General features: G+C 60.4%; 18 protein-coding genes. 9 read left to right on the top strand and 9 right to left on the bottom strand.

The features are described 5' to 3' along the window. Positions 1-139 precede the first annotated feature (139 nt). Positions 140-1,438, top strand: a complete 1,299-nt coding sequence (locus ACB035_RS09065; RefSeq protein ID WP_139437020.1) for a LapD/MoxY N-terminal periplasmic domain-containing protein — start codon at positions 140-142, stop codon at positions 1,436-1,438. Continuing rightward, positions 1,435-2,376, top strand: coding sequence for a TAXI family TRAP transporter solute-binding subunit (locus tag ACB035_RS09060; protein ID WP_371167121.1), 942 nt, complete (start codon positions 1,435-1,437; stop codon positions 2,374-2,376). Before ACB035_RS09065 ends, ACB035_RS09060 begins: the two co-directional genes overlap by 4 nt. Here ACB035_RS09060 and ACB035_RS09055 read toward each other — a convergent pair. Further along, complete coding sequence (locus tag ACB035_RS09055) at positions 2,371-3,045, bottom strand: transglutaminase-like cysteine peptidase (RefSeq protein ID WP_005335848.1); 675 nt, start codon at positions 3,043-3,045, stop codon at positions 2,371-2,373. The genes ACB035_RS09060 and ACB035_RS09055 overlap by 6 nt on opposite strands. A gap of 67 nt (positions 3,046-3,112) precedes the next feature. Further along, entirely contained in the window at positions 3,113-4,084 is a 972-nt protein-coding gene (znuA, locus tag ACB035_RS09050) for a zinc ABC transporter substrate-binding protein ZnuA (protein ID WP_371167120.1), read from the bottom strand. Positions 4,085-4,177: 93 nt separating this feature from the next. On the opposite strand from znuA, the gene znuC reads away from it, so the two are divergent. Both znuC and znuB read left to right on the top strand, forming a co-directional pair. Next, complete coding sequence (znuC, locus tag ACB035_RS09045) at positions 4,178-4,954, top strand: zinc ABC transporter ATP-binding protein ZnuC (protein WP_158109133.1); 777 nt, start codon at positions 4,178-4,180, stop codon at positions 4,952-4,954. A gap of 20 nt (positions 4,955-4,974) precedes the next feature. After that, the gene (gene znuB / locus ACB035_RS09040; protein WP_005354863.1) at positions 4,975-5,754 is read left to right on the top strand and encodes a zinc ABC transporter permease subunit ZnuB; all 780 of its coding nucleotides are present in this window, start codon (positions 4,975-4,977) and stop codon (positions 5,752-5,754) included. 9 nt (positions 5,755-5,763) lie between these two features. On the opposite strand, the gene ACB035_RS09035 is transcribed toward znuB, so the two are convergent. Further along, complete coding sequence (locus tag ACB035_RS09035) at positions 5,764-6,654, bottom strand: LysR substrate-binding domain-containing protein (RefSeq protein ID WP_033115079.1); 891 nt, start codon at positions 6,652-6,654, stop codon at positions 5,764-5,766. A gap of 91 nt (positions 6,655-6,745) precedes the next feature. On the opposite strand from ACB035_RS09035, the gene ACB035_RS09030 reads away from it, so the two are divergent. Next, on the top strand, positions 6,746-7,603 hold the full coding sequence (locus ACB035_RS09030; RefSeq protein WP_203118386.1) for a DMT family transporter: 858 nt from the start codon (positions 6,746-6,748) through the stop codon (positions 7,601-7,603). A 4-nt stretch (positions 7,604-7,607) separates the two neighbouring features. Here the strand turns inward: ACB035_RS09030 and ACB035_RS09025 are convergent, their stop codons facing one another. After that, complete coding sequence (locus ACB035_RS09025; RefSeq protein ID WP_371167119.1) at positions 7,608-8,195, bottom strand: uracil-DNA glycosylase family protein; 588 nt, start codon at positions 8,193-8,195, stop codon at positions 7,608-7,610. A 99-nt stretch (positions 8,196-8,294) separates the two neighbouring features. Between ACB035_RS09025 and rarD the strand changes: the two genes are divergently transcribed. Next, positions 8,295-9,185 (top strand): EamA family transporter RarD, encoded by an 891-nt coding sequence (rarD, locus tag ACB035_RS09020; RefSeq protein ID WP_371167118.1) that lies wholly within the window; start codon positions 8,295-8,297, stop codon positions 9,183-9,185. Here the strand turns inward: rarD and ACB035_RS09015 are convergent. Further along, on the bottom strand, positions 9,167-9,901 hold the full coding sequence (locus ACB035_RS09015; protein WP_371167117.1) for a substrate-binding periplasmic protein: 735 nt from the start codon (positions 9,899-9,901) through the stop codon (positions 9,167-9,169). The two genes, rarD and ACB035_RS09015, sit on opposite strands and share 19 nt — an antisense overlap. A 44-nt stretch (positions 9,902-9,945) precedes the next feature. Between ACB035_RS09015 and ACB035_RS09010 the strand changes: the two genes are divergently transcribed. After that, the gene (locus ACB035_RS09010) at positions 9,946-10,290 is read left to right on the top strand and encodes a GIY-YIG nuclease family protein (protein ID WP_371167116.1); all 345 of its coding nucleotides are present in this window, start codon (positions 9,946-9,948) and stop codon (positions 10,288-10,290) included. A 90-nt stretch (positions 10,291-10,380) separates the two neighbouring features. Here the strand turns inward: ACB035_RS09010 and pspG are convergent, their stop codons facing one another. The 4 genes from pspG to ACB035_RS08990 form a co-directional block, all read right to left on the bottom strand. Continuing rightward, positions 10,381-10,599 carry an envelope stress response protein PspG gene (gene pspG, locus ACB035_RS09005; protein ID WP_005335871.1) on the bottom strand — a complete coding sequence of 73 codons (219 nt, stop codon included), beginning with the start codon at positions 10,597-10,599 and terminating at the stop codon, positions 10,381-10,383. A 48-nt stretch (positions 10,600-10,647) separates the two neighbouring features. Then, positions 10,648-10,854 carry a PspC domain-containing protein gene (locus ACB035_RS09000; protein ID WP_043826074.1) on the bottom strand — a complete coding sequence of 69 codons (207 nt, stop codon included), beginning with the start codon at positions 10,852-10,854 and terminating at the stop codon, positions 10,648-10,650. Between the two features lie 2 nt (positions 10,855-10,856). After that, positions 10,857-11,519, bottom strand: coding sequence for a phage shock protein PspA (gene pspA, locus ACB035_RS08995; RefSeq protein ID WP_371167115.1), 663 nt, complete (start codon positions 11,517-11,519; stop codon positions 10,857-10,859). Between the two features lie 209 nt (positions 11,520-11,728). Then, complete coding sequence (locus ACB035_RS08990; RefSeq protein WP_019446682.1) at positions 11,729-12,457, bottom strand: 1-acylglycerol-3-phosphate O-acyltransferase; 729 nt, start codon at positions 12,455-12,457, stop codon at positions 11,729-11,731. A gap of 185 nt (positions 12,458-12,642) precedes the next feature. Between ACB035_RS08990 and ACB035_RS08985 the strand changes: the two genes are divergently transcribed. Both ACB035_RS08985 and ACB035_RS08980 read left to right on the top strand, forming a co-directional pair. Next, positions 12,643-13,020 carry a hypothetical protein gene (locus ACB035_RS08985; RefSeq protein WP_371167114.1) on the top strand — a complete coding sequence of 126 codons (378 nt, stop codon included), beginning with the start codon at positions 12,643-12,645 and terminating at the stop codon, positions 13,018-13,020. 53 nt (positions 13,021-13,073) lie between these two features. Continuing rightward, positions 13,074-15,116, top strand: a complete 2,043-nt coding sequence (locus tag ACB035_RS08980) for a protein-disulfide reductase DsbD family protein (RefSeq protein ID WP_371167113.1) — start codon at positions 13,074-13,076, stop codon at positions 15,114-15,116. The last annotated feature ends 6 nt before the right edge of the window (positions 15,117-15,122 follow it).

Here is a 15,122-nt window from a genome sequence, read left to right as displayed (position 1 = left end):
CACATTTTATGCATAACCCGCCCGGATGGGCAGAAATGATCGTCTTTTTTAACCATTTTTTCCTATTTTTAAGAACCGGGTCGGATTCGATACTGAATAGAAACCCAAAATGTTGCGATAACTTTTCCATGGAGTGGATATGTCGTTAGCAAAACTGTTAATCAGAATAATTGTCGTCCTGTTCCTGATCGGTGCAGCGCTGCTGTTTGCACTGGAAGTCACGACGGTCCGCCAATCCATCCTCGACCAGATGTCAGCCAACCTGGAAACCGCCATCACCGCTCTCGGGCTGGTGCTGCAAGGAACCCTGCTCAATGACGACAATGTGCTGGCCGAGACCATCGTCAATGCCATGTTCGATGGCGGCTTCGTCAGCTCGGTCACCCTGATCGATCCCGATGGCCAGTTGCTGTTTCAGAAGGTCTTCCACTCTACCCAGCAAAATGTCCCCGGCTGGCTTCCCTCGGTTATCGGCATGCCCCCCGTCAAGATTGAGCAAGAGTTGACCGATGGCTGGCGCATGCTGGGCACTCTGACCCTTGAAGGACATAGCGGCTACGCCTATCAGCATCTGTGGAATGCCATCAGCCGCACCGGTCTGGCGCTGCTGGCGGGCCTCGTCGTATTTACCCTGATCATCTCCCTGGTGTGCAAACGCCTGCTGCAGCCCCTGGAGCAGATCAACCTGCAGCTGATCCGCATCCGCAAACACCAGTTCAACAGCACCCTGCCCACTCCCTGGTTGCAAGACCTCAAAGAAGTGGCCCTTTCTATCAACCAACTGGTCTCCGAACGCAAACGGGATCTGCTGCAACAACGACTCAAGATCACCCAACTGGGAAAACAGCTGCCACTGACGACCCCACAGCCGCTGCAAGGAGTGAGCCCGCTGCCGGAAGGCGGGCAACTGCAGAAATTTGTCTCCACACAAGGGGAAATCGCGCTCTATCAGCGTTTCTTGCCCAGTCAGCCCCTCGGTGCCGACAGCGATCTCGCAACCATCCAGAGCGCCCTGCAACAGTGGCAGCACTCTCATATAGAAGGGGTCTTGCTGCCCCTCTCCCTGCTCAATCACCCGCAATGGTCCGAGATCGCCCCTCTGCTAAGCCAAGGTCGCGGCAAGACACTGGATTGGCGCTGGGATGTAGCCACATTCCCCGCCCACGGCCAGTCTACCTTGGCTGCGTTGCAGGAACAGGGGTGTGAGCTCGCCTTCAGCGCCATTCCCCTCAATGCGGATACCTTCAATCAACTTGACCCGCTCAATCCCATCTTTATCAGCTGTCAGCTGACCGATGCGCCGCTCTACTGGAATCTGCTCTCCCAAACCATGCATGCCGCTGGTTATACCCTGCTGGCAGAATCGGGAGAGTGTCGCGACATCGACAAACTGCGGACCTGGGGTATCGATGGTTATGCCAAGGAGGCGCAATCATGAAGAAGCTCGCCATGCTGTTGCCCCTGCTGTGGCAACCCGGCCTGATGGCTGAAACCGTCACTATCACCACCGGGGGTGAGCAGGGGATTTATCACCAGATAACCAAAGAGTTTTGCCGTCTGGCCCATGAGGTCGACGAGCAACTTGCGTGCACACTGCAGAGCTCATCGGGTTCAATAGAAAACCTGACGCGGCTGAAGAGTAGCGAGACCTCCTACGCCATGGTGCAGTCAGACTGGCTGTATCAGGCAAGCAATGGCTTGGGCCCTTTTGCCACGCAGCCGCAACCTGAGCTGCGCGCCCTGTTTGCCACCCATGCCGAGCCCTTCACCATAGTGATCCGTGCCGATGGCGATATCACTTCACTGGAACAGCTCAAGCTCGCCCCCATCGACATGGGGTTGAAGAGCTCGGGTACCCGCCAGACGGCGCTGGCTCTGTTCAACATCCTGGGAGCGAAAGAACAGGATCTCGATCTGAAGAGCATGGCCAACCTGCCGGATGCGCTCTGCAGCAAGCAGATCGACGCATTTGCACTGGTGATGGGACACCCTAACCGGATTGTGCTCGACACCGCCAAACGTTGCGCAGTCAGTTTCCTCCCCATTGATGGGGCCACCCGAGATCAGCTACTCAAAGGGGTCAAATATTACCAACGCAGTCAGGTGCCCGCCCGCATCTACCCCGGCAATCTGAAGGCGACGCCCACCTTTGCCATAGCCGCCACCCTGGTCACCAATGCCACCATGCCGGAAGAGTCTGTCTATCGCCTGACCAAGGCCATGCTGACCCAGCAAACCAAGTTCAATGAGCAGACTTATGGCTACGCCAATATGTTTCACCGGGCACGCAATAAAACCGGCCCGGTGCTGAGTATTGAGCAGCATCCGGGCGCAGCGAAATATTTCGATGAGTTGAAGGCGGCGGGCAAGCTATAGCTGACGACGGGGAGAGCGCAGTTGCTCGCTGGAGAAACGGGTCTTCATCGATGTCCACTGCGCCAGCCGATCGGCACTCCCCGCCAGCGTCCCTTCTCGCCGTGACTTCATGATCCAGATGCTCTTGGCATCGAAGCTGTAGACGGGGATGAGATCGGTTCGCTTGCTACCCGGCAGGATCCGGCTGTTGATGTTATCGAGCACCAGTGGGTCAGCCTTGGGCGTAGGGAAGTAGAGCGTCACCATGTGGAACTGGTTGTAACGCACCGCCTTGACGTAGGCCAGCCGCAGCTTCTTCTCATCCACCCCCAGCTCCATCAGGGTGTAGTACTTGGATATGCTGTAATCCTCGCAATCCCCACCCCGGGCACCGATGAACTCCAGCGGATTGGCCCAGTAATCCTCATCTCCCCACAACTTGGGATCCTCGCTGTAGGTCAGATTGTTGAAGTAGTTGTTCACCAGCTCGATCTTCTGCTGGTCGGTTGTACCCGCTCTGGGGGTGAGCAAGCGAGAGAATGCCTCGGCCCGCTGGATGGCCCGACCACCATACACTTCCTGCAGCTTGGCCCGCAGGTCCGGACTGGCAATATATTCGGAAAGACGCGAAGCCTGCACGTTGGCGCAACATAGCGCCAACGTGCAAGCCGGGATCAACAACCATTTCATACCGGACACTCCATGTCAGATGCTGGAGGTCAGTATAGTCCCTCCGGATGAGAGGCTCAGCAGGCGATCAGCGACACTGTGCGAATGCGTCTGCCAGTTGCTGCATGAATTGGGGATAACCATCCGGGCCGAGCGGTACCTGTTCACCCACCTCATCAAGCAACAACACCTTGGCGCCGGTATTGCGTGCCACCGATTCGATCACAGCCGGTGAGAATTGCGGCTCGGCATAAATGCAGCTCGCCTGCTTCTCTTCCAGTGCCTTGCGAATATCCACCAGGGTCTTGGCGCCCGGGCGACGCTCAGGGCTCACGGTAAAGTGACCCTTTGAACTCATGCCGTAGTGGCGCTCCCAGTAGCCATACGCCTCGTGGAAGACAAAGTACCCCTTCTCATTCACCGCCTTCATCTGGCCAGCAATCACCTTGTCTTTGGCATCCACCTTGGTATCAAATGCCGCGAGGTTGGCGTCATAGCGAGCCTGATTGGCCGGATCCAGCTTGCCCAATTCACTTGCGATCGCCTTGGCAATCACTTTGGCCTGCGTCGGGCCAAGCCAGATATGGGGATCGACCCCTTCGTGATGATGTCCCTCATGTCCTTCATCATGGTCACCGTGCTCATGGGCGGCATGATCGTGATCATCATGGTCACCGTGCTCATGGGCGGCATGATCGTGATCATCATGGTCATGGGAATCGTGACTATCCTGAGTCGCGTAGTTGAACAGCGGCATCCCCTCAACCTGAGTCAGGGCCAGAGCATGGGGATGGTTGGCCAGCGGCTTGGCCATAAAACCTTCCAGCTCGGGGCCAACCCACACCACCAGATCGGCACTGTTGATGCTGCGAATATCGGACGGACGCAGGGAGAAATCGTGGGGAGAGGCACCGGTCGGCAGCAATACCTTGGGCTCGCTCACCCCGTCAGTGATCGCTGCTGCGATGAAGCCAAGGGGCTTGATGGTGGTCAGTACCTCAATGGCACGAACAGGCAAACTCACCGCCAGCAGGGCAGTGAAAAGCGCAATAATTCTCATTGGTGAATCTCGTCAGGGGGTGAGTATGTGATAATATAACAGCTGCTTTTTGTTATATTATAACTCTCACTGGCTGTAAACCCCGGAGTTGTCATGAGCCAACTGGTAGAGCTGAAAGAGGTCTCTCTCTCGTTTGATGGACGCTCTGTGCTCGACAAGGTCTCCTTTACCCTCAATAAAGGCAAAATCACCACGTTAGTCGGCCCCAACGGGGCAGGCAAGAGCACCCTGAGCAAGCTGGTGCTGGGTCTGCTCACCCCGGACTCGGGCAAGATCACCCGCAGCCGCGATCTGAGAGTCGGCTATGTGCCACAGCGCCTCTATCTGGATCCCACCTTGCCGCTGACGGTACGCCGCTTCCTGCAACTGGGCAAAAACAGCCGCCTCTCCATCGAGGAGGCGCTGACCCGGGTTGGCGCAGAGGGATTGCTGGAAAACCGGATGCAGAAGCTCTCCGGTGGAGAGATGCAGCGGGTACTGCTGGCCCGCGCTCTGCTGGTCAAGCCCGAACTGCTGGTACTGGATGAACCGGTGCAGGGGGTGGATATCAACGGCCAGATCGAGCTCTATGCCCTGATCGGCAAGCTTGCCGCCGAATTCAACTGCGCCGTGCTGATGGTCTCCCACGACCTGCATCTGGTGATGGCCAGCACCCACGAGGTGATCTGCCTCAATCGCCACGTCTGCTGTCACGGCGAACCGGAGAGCGTGGCCCGCCATCCCGAATTTGCCCGCCTGTTCGGGCGACCGGAGCAGGAGGTGCTGGCGGTCTATACCCATCATCACCACTGCGACGGCGAACACCATCATCATGAACCGCAGGCCCCCGTCATCCGCCTGCCCTCTCGCAACAACGCTCACAGCAAATAGCGCAAGAACAGGACATTCAAGTGGACAGCTTTCTGTTATACGCCCTCGCGGCCGGCCTCGGCATCGCCCTGCTGGCCGGCCCTCTCGGCAGCTTCGTGGTATGGCGCAAGATGGCCTATTTTGGCGACACCCTCTCCCATGCCTGTCTGTTCGGTATCGCGCTGGGCATCCTGCTGCAGGTCGATCTCACCCTGGCGGTAGTGGTCTGCTGCCTCGCCATGGCAATGCTGCTGGTGATCATGAGTCGCAACCAGCAGGTGGCAACTGATACCCTGCTCGGCATTCTGGCCCACAGCGCCCTGTCGCTCGGTCTGGTTACCTTGAGTTTTATGGATAACGTACGGGTGGATCTGATGGCCTACCTGTTCGGCGACCTGCTCTCGGTACAACCGATGGACCTGCTCTGGATCTACGGCGGTGGCGCGCTGGTGCTGCTCACCCTGTGGCGACTATGGGATCCCCTGCTCTCCATGACCATCTCGGAAGAGCTGGCACGGGTAGAAGGGATCCGGGTCGATGTGCTGCGCTGCGTATTGATGCTGCTGATTGGGCTGGTGATCGCCGTAGCGATGAAGTTTGTCGGGGCGCTGATCATCACCTCCTTGCTGATCATCCCCGCCGCTACCGCCCGCCGTTTCAGCCAGACGCCGGAGCAGATGGCTGGCTTTGCCGCGCTGATCGGCTGTCTCGCCGTGCTGGGGGGGCTGACCCTCTCTTGGTATCAGGACACCCCGGCAGGCCCTTCGGTCGTCGTCTGTGCCACCAGCCTGTTTGTACTGAGTCAGTTCAAGAGAGCGTAACGTCGCAGGCTAGAGCGGCATGCTCTGGCGTGTCTCCATCATCAGCCACTGGCGCAAACGGCTGATGGCGGGCTCATGGGCCCGCGAGCGCTTGCAGGTAAAGTAGAAGGCATCCCCCGTCTCCAGCTGGTGTACCGGCAAGGCCACCAGCTGGGGATCATCGGGCCGCAGCATGTAATCATTCACGAATGCCACCCCCTGATCCCAGGCCGCCGCCTCCATCGCCAACAGCACATGGCTGAAGTGGTGCATCCGTGCCTCGTCCGGAATAACCAGCCCGCCGGCCTTGGCCCAGCGCTGCCAATCCTCCCCCCGCGCCTTGTAGATGGACTGCACCGAGAGCAGCGGCAGTTGCCAGATGGCGTCTGGCCACTCCCCCTCCACCTGCTGCAACAAACGGCGGCTGCAGACCGGGAAGAGCCGCTCCTGATAGATAAGGTCGTGGCAGTAGCCCCGCCCGTGGGGTGAGACTGTGATAAAGCAATCAGCCACCCGATCGGAGAGTTCGGGATCCTCCGCCACCATCTCCAGACTCAAATCCAGCTCGGGGTAGAGCTGGCGCAATCCGGCCAAGCGGGGGATCAGCCACTTCACCGCAAACGAGCTGTAGACCGCGAGGCGCAACCGCATCTCGCCGCCCCCGCGCAGCTGCTCGCTGCTCTGGGCAATCTGGCCGAGCCCGGCAGCAATCCCCTCGAAATAGCTCTCGCCCTGTGTCGTCAACGAGAGCAGCCGCCCCTGACGCAGCAGCAACCGCTCCCCCAGAAAATCCTCCAGCAGGCGGATCTGGTGGCTGACCGCACTCTGGCTGACGTTCAGTTCAAGGGCGGCACGGGAGAAGCTGAGCAACCGGGCCACCACCTCGAAATATTGCACCGCACGCAGGGGAGGAAGCTTCATTATCTAAATATCTCATGAGTGGTCATTTTTTATCATTTTACTGGATATCAACCGGCACGCTACCCTCCGCTCATCTGAAGTGGGAGGTGGTATGAATGCAGTAGGGATCGGCATCCTTTATCTGGTGCTGGGCAATATGGTGGCGGTCTTTTCCGATGCGCTGGTCAAGGTGCTGGAGCCAGATCAGCCCATCTTCCAGTTTGTCTTTTTCCGCCAGCTCTCGGCCGCCATTCTGCTGATGCCCTGGCTGCTCTGGTCATGGCGCCGCAATCCACCGGTGGCCATCAAGTGGCACCTGCTGCGGGCCCATATTTGGGCGGTCGGCGTCTGCCTGATGGTGGTGGCCCTCACCCGCTTGCCGCTCGCCACTGCCAATGCCCTCTTCTATGCCGCCCCCCTGATGATGGTGCCGCTGGCAGTGTGGATGGCGGGGGAAGCGATCTCGCGCCAGAAGGTGCTGACCGCAGTCATCGGATTTATCGGGGTTTTGATCGTGCTGCGCCCGACCGAGGTGAACTGGGCCGCGCTGGCGGCGCTTGGGGTGGCGCTGTCGATGGCGCTCAACAACCTGCTGATCAAGCGGATCCCGCTCAAGCAGCCCATCGCCCAGACCCTGTTTTTCACCAACGTGCTGAGCATGCCCTTCATTCTCGCGCTGGCCTGGTGGGAAGGGGGCGACTGGCAGTGGCAGATGTGGTGGCCCGCTTTTGGCTCCTCGGCACTGATCATGGTCTATGCGGGATTGTGCGTGGTGGCCTATCGCAAGGCGGAGGCGAGCAAGATCGCCTCGGCGGAATATACCGGTCTGCTGATGGCCGTCGCCATTGGGGTGTGGCTGTTTGACGAGCAACCGGGCCTGCCGCTGCTGCTGGGCTGTATCTGCATCGTCCTGCCGCTCATCGCCATGGCCCGCAGCAAACCAAAACCGCTGGCCGAACCGGCGGTTTAAGCACTCAGGGTCGTGCCAGCAAAGGGGCGACCCTTTGCTGCAGATGGGGGACAATCTCCTGTTCGAACCAGGGATTCTTCCTGAGCCAGAGGGTATTGCGCGGGGAGGGATGCGGCAGCGGCAGCCAACCGGGGCCATAGTCGGCCCAGCTGCGCACCGTGTCGGTGAGCGATCCCCTGGCTGCCCCCCGCAGATAGTAGGCTTGTGAATATTGGCCGATCAGCAGGGTCAGTTCGATGTTGGGTAACAGCATCAATACCTTGTCGTGCCAGGTGGGCGCGCACTCGGGTCTGGGCGGCAGATCGCCCGACTTGCCCTTGCCGGGATAGCAGAGACCCATCGGCATGATGGCGATGCGGGATTCGTCGTAAAAGGTGGCCTTATCGACCCCGAGCCACTGGCGCAGCCGGTCACCGGAGGGGTCATCCCACGGGATACCGCTGGCATGCACCCGGGTGCCGGGCGCCTGACCGATGATCAGCAAGCGGGCACTCTCGGCCCCGCGGATCACCGGACGAGGCCCCAACGGCAGATGAGCCTCGCACAGACGGCAGGCCCTGATTTGCTCAAACAACTTATCGATACGCTGCATGACGTTGATAGTACCAGCATTTCCCTGTTTTCCCTCTTGTGGAAACAGGGCGCGCCCCCTACTATCGCCATGGGCGTTTAATTTAATAAACGGAAAATAATGAAAAACTGGCTAGGTACCGGCACCGCGACCCTCTCCTTCATCCTGTGGGGGATGCTGCCGCTCTATTATCAATTCATGCCCGAGGTCAACATGTGGGAGCTGATCTCCCACCGGGTGCTCTGGTCTGTGGTGCTGCTGGGGGCCCTGTTTTTGCTGCTTGGCCACAAGGTGCCTTGGGCACAACTGCGCAGCGAGCCGCGCCAGCTCGGCCTCATTCTGCTGGCGGGCCCCGTAATGTCCATCAGCTGGTGCATGTTCACCTGGTGCCTCACCACCGGGCAGGTGCTGACCACCAGCCTCGCCTTCTTTATGACCCCGCTGTTCAATATCGTATTCGCCGTCATCTTCCTCAAAGAGCGACTCACCCCGCAAAAGCATCTGGCGGTCGCCCTGGCGCTGGCGGGGCTCGCCTACATGCTGTTCTGCTACGGCCAACTCCCCTGGTTCTCCCTCATCATGGGGGCCAACTTCGCCTGCTACGGCCTTATCAAGAAGAAGATCCACTACGACACCGGCAGCAGCCTCTATCTGGAAGCCATGGTGCAACTGCCCATCGCGCTGATCATCATCGGCACGCTGGCGTGGCACGGGGAAGGGGCATTCGTGAACGGAGATCTGGCCGACAAGCTGCTGCTGATGGGCAGTGCGCCCGCCACCCTGCTGCCGGTGGGGCTGTTCTGCTACGCAGTGGCGAGAACCCGGATGAGCACTGTGGGGCTGCTGCAATATATCGAGCCCAGCCTCGCCTTCCTGCTCGCCATCTACTGGTTTGGTGAGGCGCCGGACCCCATCAAGGCGGTCGGTTTCGCCTTTGTCTGGGCAGGTCTGCTGGTGAGCCTGTTGCCGCTGCACCGGCTCAAGCGCCGCCCTCAGGGCGTACCGCGATAGGACTCCAACACCTTGTGCCAACGGGGATCCCTATCCATCTGCTCGGCGATGTCGTTGAGGGTGGCATGCAGCTCGGGACGGGATTTGGGCAGCAGGATATGGCGGGTATAGCTGGATTGGGGGAAGGGCGAGATAAACAGCTTGCCCTGATAGTGCTGTGCGTCGATGAAAAAGCCCAGCGATGAACCACTCACCAGCGTCACATCGATGCGACCGCGCACCAGCAGCTCAAGATTGGTCTTCACCTTCTTGGCATCCTGACGCACCAGCTCCCCGCGGCCAGCTGCATCATCGATCCCCTGATAGCGGTAACCCTCCACCCCGCCAAACACCAGCCCCTTGAGGGAGTCAGGCCCGCGATAGGTGACCGGGTTGTCAATGTTCGAGACCAGCTCGTTGGTGTCGCGCATCACCGGAAAGGTCCAGAGATAGCGCTCGCGATGGGGATCCCCCACCCAGGCGGGATTGACCCAGACCACCAGACCGTCAAAGTCGGGATCTGCCATCTCCAGCGCCAGTCGGGCGCGATTGACCAACCAAAGCTCGATTCTGGGTTCACCCCCCAGCTTTTCATTGAGATACTTGACCAGCTCGCGGCTCAGCCCTGAATCCACTCCGGTGTTGAAGGGGGGATGCTGATGGTAATCGTAGAGACGGATCGTCTCCCCCAGAGCCGGGACCGACAACAATAACCACAACCAAAACCAGACTCTCATCGCACCTCCTTGAGCTGCCTCTGAGTTTGGCACAGAGAATTTGAATGAGAGAACCCGCGACCACCACACTGGCACAGCAACCATCCCCCCCTTCCCGCTGGTCTGTCTACATGGTGCGTACTGCCACCGGCCTGCTCTATACCGGGATCAGCACGGATCCGCTGCGCCGCCTGCGCCAGCACCAGAGTGGCAAGGGCGCTCGCGCCCTGCGCGGCAAGGGGCCACTGACGCTGGCGTGGCAACAGGAAGTCGGCGAGAAGGGGGCGGCTTTGCGCATCGAATATCGCCTCAAGCAGCAGCCGAAATCCTTCAAGGAGCAGCTGATCCACAGCCCGGCACTCTGGCAGAGCTGGAGCCCCCAGTGGTTACCCGCAGCCACCCAGCCTTGAGGACGACAGGCAAAAAAAGGCCACTCGATGAGTGGCCGGAAAGGGGAAATCAGGGAGCATCACACAACGTCTTGCACAACCTCAAGCGGGTTAGAGGTAGGTATTGGAACGCTTGCTGCGGTTACTGATCAGCCAGCAAACCGCCAGCACCAGCAGCAACCAGGGGGCCAGCTTGATGATCAGAGCAAGCATGCCGCCCAGTGCCCCAAGCAGCACGAACAGGCCGCTCACCAGCAACATGGCTACCAGGGTAAAACCGGTCAGTGCCATGACCAGCAGCACCACCAGCAATATGAAAAATTCCAGCATAACTTGCTCCTTATCAGTACCTTCTCTGCCGGCTGATCACCCCTTCGGTCAATCCAGCCAGCGCTTCAATTCATAACGGGGCGGCATCATCAGCACCGCCAGCAGATAGGCGGCCAGTGCCAGCGGCGGCATCAGGATCAGGGCGAGCAGTGCCACCACCCGCACCGTGACTCTGGAGACCCCCAACCGCCTGGCAATACCGGCGCAGACCCCGGTCAGCTTGCGATGCACCAGATCCTTGGGCCAGGGGCTCATGATTACACCTCCGCCTTCTGGCCTTTGAGGCGAGCCAGCTCGCGCTCGATCTCGTCATTGAGCTCCAGCTCGCGGAACTGGGCCTCCAGCGAGGGATTCTGCCCCAGGGTGGCCGCCTCCAGCTGGGCTTCCAGCTGATCGACCCGGCCCTGAAAACCGTCAAAGCGCGCCATCAGCTCATGCATCCGCTGGTTGTCCACCTGGGCGCGGGCACGAATGCGGCTATGGGCTGTCTGCTCGCGCAGGGTCAGCAGTTTCTGCTTCTCGCGGGCCTCGGTCAGCTTGGAGGCCAACCGTTCACTGTCGGCGGTAAGCTGGGCCAGCACTTCGGCGACCCGGGCCTTGTCCTGCTCCAGCTGTTCACATTTTTTGACCTCCGCCAGCTTCTCGGTGAGGGCGGCGCGGGCCAGATCCTCACGTCCCTTCTGGATGGCTAGCTCGGCCTTGGCCGACCACTCCAGGATCTGTGCCTGCAACGCCTGCTGGTGACGCTCCAGCTGTTTCTGTTCGGCAATCACGCGGGCGGCCTGGGTACGCATCTCGACCTGCACCTGCTCCATCTCTTCGATCATCAGGCGCAGCATCTTCTCCGGCTCTTCACTCTTGTCGAGCAGGCTGTGCAGGTTGGCATTTATCACGTCGGTCAGGCGGCTGAATACGCTCATGGTCTGGCTCCTTGTTGATGGATGGCTATCTCTTCCCATTGCATTACAAGAGCCGTGCCAAGAAAAATTATTGTTGTTTTACATATAGATGGGAATTTACCGAGGAAATTCAAGAAGCGTTTATTGGTGAAAATAGCCAACCTAGTGGTGATTTTTACCAACAAAAAAGGGAGCCTCTGGCTCCCTTGTCGATTCGTCTGCGCTATCCGTCAGGCAGCGTGGCTGTGGCCCAGCTTGCTGTCCAGTTCGGCCAGCTTGGCCTCCATCCGGGCGCGGCAGGTGTCGGAGAGATCGCGAATGCCGCTGGCACCGTGCTCCTTGCTGCAGACCGGCGCCATCACTTCCACCAGCACTTCGCCGTTGTCCCAGCGATTGAGATCGACCTGACCGAAGTAGCTGGAGCAGACGATGGGCACCACGGGCACTTCAGCCTGTACCGCAGTGTGGAAAGCGCCCGCCTTGAACGGCAGCAGGCCACGCCCCTGGGAGCGGGTCCCTTCCGGGAACATCCAGATGGAGGTGCCGCGGTTCTTGATGCGATCCACCACCTGACCTATGGTGCCGATGGCACGGGAGCGGTTGGAGCGGTCGATCAGCACGTTGCCGGAGAGCCAGAAGATAAGGCCGAACAGCGGCAACCAGAGCAGGCTCTTTTTGCCCACTGCCACCACGCCAGGCTGCACCGCACCGGTCACGGTGAAGATGTCGAAGTTGCTCTGGTGGTTGCAGACGTAGACCGCCGGGCCGACCGATTTGACCTCGTCGGCCACCGTCACCTTGACTCGCAGCCCGATCAGCGGGCAGACCGCGTGATACATGCGGGCGAAGACATAGACGTTGTTGGGATGGCGCGGACGAACCAGACAGAGCAGCAGGCCGAACAGGAACCAGAAAATGAGCAGCAGACCAAGCAGCAGCACACGGGCAATTTTGAGCATCGAACACCTCGAGTTTTAACTCGGCGCAGTATACTGATCCCCCTTTTAGCGAACAAGCGTTCGCCAAACAGAACCGACCACCCTCCCCGTCGCGCCCCCCACAGTACTGCTCATCAATACGCCGCCGACTTGCCCCACCCGCCATTGGTCGTTAGGATGGCCCCATCTTGATGGACGGGGCGAACATGATGTTGCAACAACGGGTAGCGAAACATCTCCTGCTGCTGGTCTGCCTGCTGGTGCTCAATTGTGCGGCCCAGCCGCTGGCCCGGCTTGCCCTGCTCGATCACGCCCTCAGCTGTCAGGCACTGCCCGTTCCAGGCTCGGCAACGGAGCAAGAGGATGCCAAACCGGCCAGCCCGCAGCCCACCAGCTGCCAGCTCAATGGCAAGTGGCTAAGCGCCGCCACCCTGCTCTGCGTCGAACAGCTCTTCTTTGCCGTGGCGGTGCTGATCGCCCTGCTGGCCCCCCTTTGGCGCTACACACCGCCACTGCCCCCTCCCAGAGTCATCTCGCCGCCCGAGCGGCGTCTGCACCTCACCCTCTGCGTCTGGCGGGAATGAGTTCGGCAGCGTTCTTTCGTTAGCTGTCACTCAATTTTTGCGAGACCAAAAAGATGTCGAATCTCTTCAAGGCGGCCCTGCTACTGGGCGGTCTGCTGTGGCAATCCATGGGATTGGCCAGCGACACGGGCTGGCTCACCAGCCCACAGAATGATCACGCCCGGGTACGGCTGCAGGCCGACCGCAGCACGGCAGATCAGACCCGCATCCTGCTCGATGTCGAGCTGGAGTCGGGCTGGAAGACCTACTGGCACAGTCCGGGAGAAGGGGGGATTGCCCCCCAGATCCTCTGGGATGAGCCGGTCGGAGACTTTCAGTGGCGCTGGCCGGTGCCACGCCACTTCGAGGTAGCCGGGCTCAGCACCCAGGGTTATCAGGGGGACGTGACCTTCCCCCTCAGCCTCAACTACCCAACCGGGCAACCGCTCAAGGGGACTCTGCGCCTCTCGACCTGCAGCAACGTCTGCATCCTGACCGACTTTCCCTTCACCCTCGCGGTGGATGGGCAGGCCCCAGCCAACTTCGATTTTGCCTGGGCGAAGGCGATGAGCACCCTGCCCCAGCAATTGCCTGCCGACACCCGGGTCGAGCTCGGTTATCAGCACAACCAGTTGCAACTGCGCGCCGAGCGGGCAGAGGGCTGGCAATCACCTGCGCTCTTTATCGACGCTCTGGAGGGTGCCGAATTTGGCAAACCGGCGCTTGAGGTCGAAGGCAACACCCTGATCGCCCGGGTGCCGGTGAGCGATGGCTGGCAGGGAGATGCGCCGGATCTACGCGGCCAATCCCTCGGCCTGCTGCTCACCAGTGGCGAGCTGGCATGGCAGGGCAAGGAGACGATCGGCGCGCCACTCGCGCTGCCCAACCAGAGTCATTCGCTGTTCTGGTTGCTGGGGGCGGCGCTGCTCGGCGGCCTTATCCTCAACCTGATGCCCTGCGTGCTGCCGGTGCTGGCGCTCAAGCTGGGAACTGTGTTGCAACATCAGAAGCGTGAACAGGGAGCGGTGCGCAAGCAGTTCCTCGCCGCCAGCGCCGGGATCATCGCCTCCTTCTGGGTGCTGGCGGCCATGAGCAGTCTGCTGCGCGCCACGCAAGGGGCCGTCGGCTGGGGCATCCAGTTCCAGAGCGCCGGTTTTATCGGCTTGATGGTGCTGGTCACCCTGCTGTTTTGCGCCAACCTGCTGGGGCTGTTCGAGATCCGCCTGCCCAGCGCCCTCAGCACCCGCCTTGCCACCAGCGGCGGCAATGGCCTCGGCGGTCACTTTCTGCAGGGAAGTTTCGCCACCCTGCTGGCGACCCCATGCTCGGCACCGTTCCTCGGCACCGCGGTGGCGTTTGCGCTGGCAGCGCCCCTTGGCCAGCTCTGGCTTATCTTCACAGCTTTGGGGATTGGCATGAGCCTGCCCTGGCTGCTGGTGGCGGCCCTGCCGCGGCTCGCCCTCTGGTTGCCGAAACCGGGGCGCTGGATGAACCATCTGCGCATCCTGCTCGGCTTGATGATGCTGGGCTCCAGCCTCTGGCTCACCAGCCTGCTCGACAATCATCTCGGCCGCTATGCCACCGGCTGGCTGATGGTTGCCATGCTGCTGGTACTGCTGGCTGGCATCGTCTGGCGTTACGGCATGCGCGGCTTCACGCTGGCGATCGCCCTAGCAGCACTGATTGGCAGCCCCCTGCTGCTGAGCGGTGCCTTTAGCGCGCAGGGCTCGGCCAACGTTGACAAGGTGGTCTGGCAGCCCCTCTCTGAGCGCGCCATCACAGATGCGCTGGCCCAGAACAAACGGGTCTTTATCGATGTCACCGCCGACTGGTGCGTTACCTGCAAGGCCAACAAATACAACGTGTTGCTGCGCGATGAGGTACAACAGGCCCTCTCGGCCCCCGATGTGGTGGCCCTGCGCGGCGACTGGAGCAAACCAAGCGACACCATCGCAGCCTTCCTGCGTAAGCGGGGCGCGGCTGCGGTTCCCTTCAACCAGATTTACGGCCCGGAGTTGCCGCAGGGGGTCACGCTGTCACCCCTGCTCGACAAGGACGATCTGCTGACCACATTGCATAAGGCTGGCCTGCTTCAGGCTGGCACCACCCGATTTTAAGGAGCA

Source organism: Aeromonas sp. S12(2024) (genome assembly GCF_041402305.1).
Lineage (GTDB): Bacteria > Pseudomonadota > Gammaproteobacteria > Enterobacterales > Aeromonadaceae > Aeromonas > Aeromonas veronii.
Note: the sequence above shows the minus strand (reverse complement) of the source record. Positions and strands in the feature narration are given on the sequence as shown.